Genomic DNA, 5,252 nt, shown 5'->3' with positions numbered 1-5,252 from the left:
GGCCGCACCCGGGGCGGCCGGGCGTGGCGCGCCCCCTCGGGGGCTACACCGAGGCTTGAGCGGGGCTCAGTTGCGGCTTCCTAGGCTGGCGGGCATGGACACCCTGGATGCCGCCGCCGAGACGGAGCGGCTCGCTGCCGCCAAGTACCTGCTGTTCACCACGTACCGGAAGGACGGCACTCCGGTCGCCACCCCGGTCTGGGTCGCACGCGACGGTGACGCGCTGGTCTTCACCACCGTGACGAAGACGGGCAAGGTCAAGCGCCTGCGCAACCGTTCGGACGTGCTGGTCGGGCCGAGCGACATCCGCGGGAACCTGCTCGGCGCGCAGGTGCCGGCCTCCGCGGTGCTGGACCCGGTCCGGGCGCCCGCCTACCGGAAGCTGCTGCGGCGCAAGTACGGCGTGCTGTGCGCGGTGGCGCTGACCGCCAACGTGCTGCGCTTCGGCAAGGACGGCACCATCGGGGTGCGGGTCACCGTCGGCTGACCGTCCTCGCGCGACCGCTTTCGATCGGCCCCCCTTCGATCGGCCTTCGGAACGTGCGCAGTTCGGGAATCCGGCTGAACCGCAACGACCGGCGCTGTACGCTGCCGGGCATGTGCGCTGCCACCCGGATGCACCCCGACGGGCCGGTGGTCGACGCGGCCCTGGTGCGGCGGTTGATCTCCGCCCAGTTCCCCCAGTGGGAGCGCCTGCCGGTCACCCCCGTCTGCGCCCCCGGGGCGGACAACGCGATGTTCCGCCTCGGGACCGAACTCGCCGTCCGGCTGCCCCTGGTGGAGTGGGCCGCCGGGGGCCTGCGGCGCGAACAGCAGTGGCTGTCCCGGCTGGCACCGCGGCTGCCGCTGCCGGTTCCGGCGCCGCTCGCGGTCGGCCGGCCTGCTGCCGGCTACCCGTGGGAGTGGTCGGTGCTGCACTGGCTGGACGGCGCCAACCCGACGGTCGGCTCACTGGCCGCGCCCGAGGCCGTGGCCCGCGACCTGGCCGGCTTCGTCAACGCCCTGCGCACCGTCGACCCGGCCGGCGCCCCGGTCTCCCAGCGCAGCATCCCGCTCGTCTCCCGGGACGGCGCCACCCGCACGGCCATCGCCCAGCTCTCCGGATCGATCGACGCGGCGGCGGCGACCGCGCTGTGGGACAAGGCGCTTCGGCTGCCCGAGTACGCCGGCCCGCCGGTCTGGATGCACGGCGACCTCACCCCCGGAAACCTGCTGCTCGCCCGCACCGGCCGGCTCTCCGCCGTCATCGACTTCGCCCTGATGGGCGTCGGTGACCCGACCGCCGACCTGATCGCCGCCTGGAACCTGCTGCCCGCCACCGCCCGCCCGGCCTTCCGCGCCGCCCTGCACGCGGACGAGGCCATGTGGGCCCGCGGCCGCGCCTGGGCCTTCTCCATCGCGCTGGTGACGATCCCGTACTACCGCCACACCGACCAGGCGCTGACCGCCAACGCCCGCCACGTCGTCCGCGAGGTGCTCGCCGACCGCAGCGTCTAGCGATCCCCGGCCGGCTCTTCGCCGACGGCCGCGAGCAGGTGGCGCACCAGCGGGCCGGGGTCGTCCTTCCGCCAGGCGACGGCGACCAGGGTACGGGCGGCGCCGGGCGTGATGCGGCGGAAGGCGACGCCCCGCAGCCGGATGCGCCGGATGCTCGCCGGGGCCAGCGAGACGCCCAGGCCCGCGCCGACCAGCGCGCACACCGTCTGCCACTCCACCGCGTGCTGGCCGATCCTCGGGGTGAAGCCCGCCTCGGTGCAGAGGCCGGTGATCCGGTCGTACAGCGGCGGGCCGTCCTCCCGGGGCAGCAGCACGAACGGCTCGTCGGCCAACTGCCCGACCCGCACGGTCCGCTGGGCGGCCAGTGGGTGGTCGGCGGGCAGCACGGCGACGAACGGCTCGCGCAGGACGGTACGGAAGCCGAGCTCGGGCTCGCCCGCGGGAGGCTCGCGCAGCAGGCCGACGTCGATGGTCCGCTCGTGCAGCGCGGCGAGCTGCGGGGCGCTGGTCATCTCGCGCACGTCCAGCAGCACGGCGGGGTGGCGCTGCCGGAAGGTGCTCAGCAGACCGGGCAGGACGCTCAGGGCGAGCGAGGCGGAGAACCCGATCCGCAGCCGGCCGGCCTCGCCGCTGCCGACCGCGCGGGCGGCGGCCAGCGCGTCCGCGAGGCCGGTCAGCGCCCGGCAGGCGGCGGGCAGCAGTTCGCGGCCGGCCGGGGTCAGCGCGACGCCGCCCGGGTCGCGGCGGAACAGCGGGTGTCCGACCTTCTCCTCCAGCCGCCGGATCTGCTGGCTCAACGGCGGCTGGGCGATGCCCAGTCGGGCGGCGGCCCGGCCGAAGTGCAGCTCCTCGGCGAGCACGACGAAGGCGTGCAGCTGCGGCAGGGGAAGTTCGGGGCGCTCCATACCTCCAGGGATATCAGACCGCCCCGCAGGAGGTATTGGACGTATCCCCGCAGCTCACCTAGCGTCCCCGGCATGACTGAGCGACGTGCGATCCTCACCGGTTCGACCTTCGAGGAGCAGATCGGCTACGCCCGCGCCGTGGTGGACGGCGACTGGGTGCACGTGTCCGGGACGACCGGCTTCGACTACGCCACCATGACCATCTCCGAGGACGTGGTGGAGCAGGCCGAGCAGTGCCTGCGCACCATCGGGGCCGCGCTGGCCGAGGCGGGCTGCGGCTTCGCCGACGTGGTACGGGTGCGCTACCTGCTGCCCGAGCGCGCGGACTTCGAGCCCTGCTGGCCGGTCCTGCGACGCTGCTTCGGCGAGGTCCGCCCGGCGGCCACCATGCAGGTGTGCGGCCTGGCCGACCCGCGGATGAGGATCGAGATCGAGGTCACCGCCCGACGAAAAGCAGCCTGACCGAACGTCACATGCCTCGGGTTCTCCCCGCCACGACGGGCGGGGAGAACGGACTCGGCACGGAACGTGCGACACACTCATCGGCAGACCGGGTCAGAAACCTGCCCTGGTCAATACCCGCTGCTAGCCTGAGCCGCATGACCGGACTGCGGGAGCGGAAGAAGGAGCGGACCCGGCGAGCCATCTCGGAGGCGGCCATCGCGCTCTTCCTGGAGCACGGCTTCGACCGGGTGTCGGTGGCGGACGTCGCGGCGGCCGCCGAGGTCTCCAAGCCGACGCTGTTCTCCTACTTCCCCACCAAGGAGGACCTGGTCGTCCACCGCTTCGCCGACCACCAGGAGCAGGCCGCCGAGGTGGTCCGCACCCGGCTGCCCGGCGAGCCGGTGCTCGACGCGCTGCTGCGGGACTTCCTGGCGGGCCTCGCCCGGCGCGACCCGGTCACCGGCCTCAACGACCACCCGGCGGTACTCGCCTTCACCGCCCTGGTCCACGGCACACCCAGCCTGGCCGCCCGGGTCGGCGAGTACGTGGCCCGCGCCGAGCAGTCGCTGGCCGAGGCGCTGCGCGAGGCCCCCGGACTCCCCGGGTCGCAGGACCTCACCGCCGCCCTGCTCGCCGCCCAGGTCACCGCCACCCAGCGGGTCCTCGCCCTGCACAACTGGCGCCGCATCCAGGACGGCCGCACCGCCGACGACCTGCACACCGAGGCCGTCGGGGAGGCCACCCGCGCCTTCGACCTGCTCGCCCACGGCTACGGCCCGCCCGCCGGCGGACGGCCCGCCGCTGACTAGAGTGCGCGCATGACAACGCGCCATCACCCCTTCGATGCCCTGCACAACTTCCGCGACCTGGGCGGCTATCCGGCCGCCGGCGGACGGTCCGTCCGGTGGGGGCTGGTCTACCGCTCCGACTCGCTCGGCAAGCTCGGCTCCCCCGAGGACCTCGACCGGCTCCGGGCCCTCGGCGTACGGACCGTGATCGACCTGCGCTACCCCTGGGAGATCGCCGCCAAGGGCCGGGTGCCCGACTTCGAGGGCCTGGAGTACCACAACCTCTCGATCGAGCACCGCCCGTACGACCAGGCCGAGATCGACCCGGAGCTCGATCCCTGGCGCTACCTCGCCGACCGCTTCGCCGAGGTCGCCGAGGACGGGGTGAAGGAGATCCGCCAGGCCCTGGACGTGATCACGGCCGCCGAGGCCCCGGTGGTCTTCCACTGCGCCTCCGGCAAGGACCGCACCGGGCTGATCGGCGCCCTGCTGCTCACCCTGCTCGGCGTCGGCGAGGACGACATCGCCGCCGACTTCGCCCTCACCGAACTCGCCACCCCGCACTTCGTCGCCGAGTGGCACGCCGCCCACCCCGGCCGCACCCTGCGCTGGCCCGGCTACGGGCGCGCCCCGGAGGCCGTCATCCGGCTCACCCTCGCCGACCTCGCCGACCGCTACGGCTCGGTCGAGGCCTACCTCACCGGCACCCTCGGCATCGACCGCGACCGGATCGACGCCCTGCGCGCCCGCCTGCTGACCGACTGAGCGCACGCGCCCCGCTGCGCGGGACGCCGCCCCGGGCCCCGTCCCGCGCAGCAACGGCCCACTGCCGACGGACCGTTGTCCGTCGCCCGGCGTACGGTGCCGGCATGACCACGCATGCCGACGGACCGAACCTCTTCTCCGGCCCGCTGGGCGCCGGACTGGCGGCCGGCCAGGGTGCTCGTCGCCGTCCAGCTGCGCGCCCCGGGAGCGCGATAACCCCGTGGCGGGCGGGGGCCGTCGCGGGCGACGATGCCGGGTATGACTGAACCCGAACGCTGGACCCAGGCGACCGTCCACCCCGACATGTGGGCCGACCCGGACGACGACCCCCGCAACAACGACGGCCCCGGCTCGGACGGCGAACTCGGCACGTTCCAGGACTGCCTGACGAACTACCGGCTGACCCTGCGGATGAAGTGCGACGGCCTGGACCCGGAGCAGCTGGCCCGCCGCTCGGTGCCACCGTCGACGATGTCCCTGCTCGGGCTGGTCCGGCACCTGGCCGAGGTCGAACGGGACTGGCGGAACTGGATCACCGACGGCGATCCGCTGCCCAAGCTGTACGGCAAGCGGGACGGGGACTTCGAGGGCGCCGTGGCCGACCAGGCCGTGGCAGACGCCGCGTTCCGCGACCTGGAGCGCGAACAGGCCGCACTGGACGCCGAGTTGGCCGCCTTCCCGGACCTGGGCGAGCGGGTCGGGAAGGACCGGTTCGCGATCCGGGAGCTGCTGGTGCACCGGATCGAGGAGTACGCCCGCCACTGCGGCCACGCCGACCTGCTGCGCGAGTGCGTCGACGGCCGGGTGGGCCAGTAGGGCCTAGCGTCGGCGGCCGCCCCGCGCGGGCCGGCCG

7 protein-coding genes are annotated in these 5,252 nt (G+C 74.4%); 6 read left to right on the top strand and 1 reads right to left on the bottom strand.

The window, feature by feature from the left end; all coding sequences use genetic code 11:
• Positions 1–94 precede the first annotated feature (94 nt).
• Positions 95–487 carry a PPOX class F420-dependent oxidoreductase gene (locus ACFU7Y_RS39585; protein ID WP_224284505.1) on the top strand — a complete coding sequence of 131 codons (393 nt, stop codon included), beginning with the start codon at positions 95–97 and terminating at the stop codon, positions 485–487.
• 110 nt (positions 488–597) lie between these two features.
• The gene (locus ACFU7Y_RS39580; protein ID WP_224284506.1) at positions 598–1,497 is read left to right on the top strand and encodes an aminoglycoside phosphotransferase family protein; all 900 of its coding nucleotides are present in this window, start codon (positions 598–600) and stop codon (positions 1,495–1,497) included.
• Here ACFU7Y_RS39580 and ACFU7Y_RS39575 read toward each other — a convergent pair.
• A complete protein-coding gene (locus ACFU7Y_RS39575; protein WP_380771263.1) occupies positions 1,494–2,402 on the bottom strand; it encodes a LysR family transcriptional regulator in 909 nt (302 codons plus the stop codon). The genes ACFU7Y_RS39580 and ACFU7Y_RS39575 overlap by 4 nt on opposite strands.
• A gap of 72 nt (positions 2,403–2,474) precedes the next feature.
• Here ACFU7Y_RS39575 and ACFU7Y_RS39570 point away from each other — a divergent pair, with 72 nt between their 5' ends.
• The 4 genes from ACFU7Y_RS39570 (at position 2,475) to ACFU7Y_RS39555 (ending at position 5,215) form a co-directional block, all read left to right on the top strand.
• Positions 2,475–2,864: a RidA family protein gene (locus ACFU7Y_RS39570; protein ID WP_224284997.1), complete on the top strand. Its 390-nt coding sequence runs from the start codon at positions 2,475–2,477 to the stop codon at positions 2,862–2,864.
• A gap of 137 nt (positions 2,865–3,001) precedes the next feature.
• Entirely contained in the window at positions 3,002–3,655 is a 654-nt protein-coding gene (locus ACFU7Y_RS39565) for a TetR/AcrR family transcriptional regulator (RefSeq protein ID WP_224284998.1), read from the top strand.
• Positions 3,656–3,664: 9 nt separating this feature from the next.
• Positions 3,665–4,399 carry a tyrosine-protein phosphatase gene (locus tag ACFU7Y_RS39560; protein ID WP_224284999.1) on the top strand — a complete coding sequence of 245 codons (735 nt, stop codon included), beginning with the start codon at positions 3,665–3,667 and terminating at the stop codon, positions 4,397–4,399.
• 249 nt (positions 4,400–4,648) lie between these two features.
• Positions 4,649–5,215 carry a DUF664 domain-containing protein gene (locus ACFU7Y_RS39555; protein WP_224285001.1) on the top strand — a complete coding sequence of 189 codons (567 nt, stop codon included), beginning with the start codon at positions 4,649–4,651 and terminating at the stop codon, positions 5,213–5,215.
• The last annotated feature ends 37 nt before the right edge of the window (positions 5,216–5,252 follow it).

The sequence above is a fragment of the Kitasatospora sp. NPDC057542 genome (genome assembly GCF_042801945.1).
Taxonomy (GTDB): domain Bacteria; phylum Actinomycetota; class Actinomycetes; order Streptomycetales; family Streptomycetaceae; genus Kitasatospora.
Note: the sequence above shows the minus strand (reverse complement) of the source record. Positions and strands in the feature narration are given on the sequence as shown.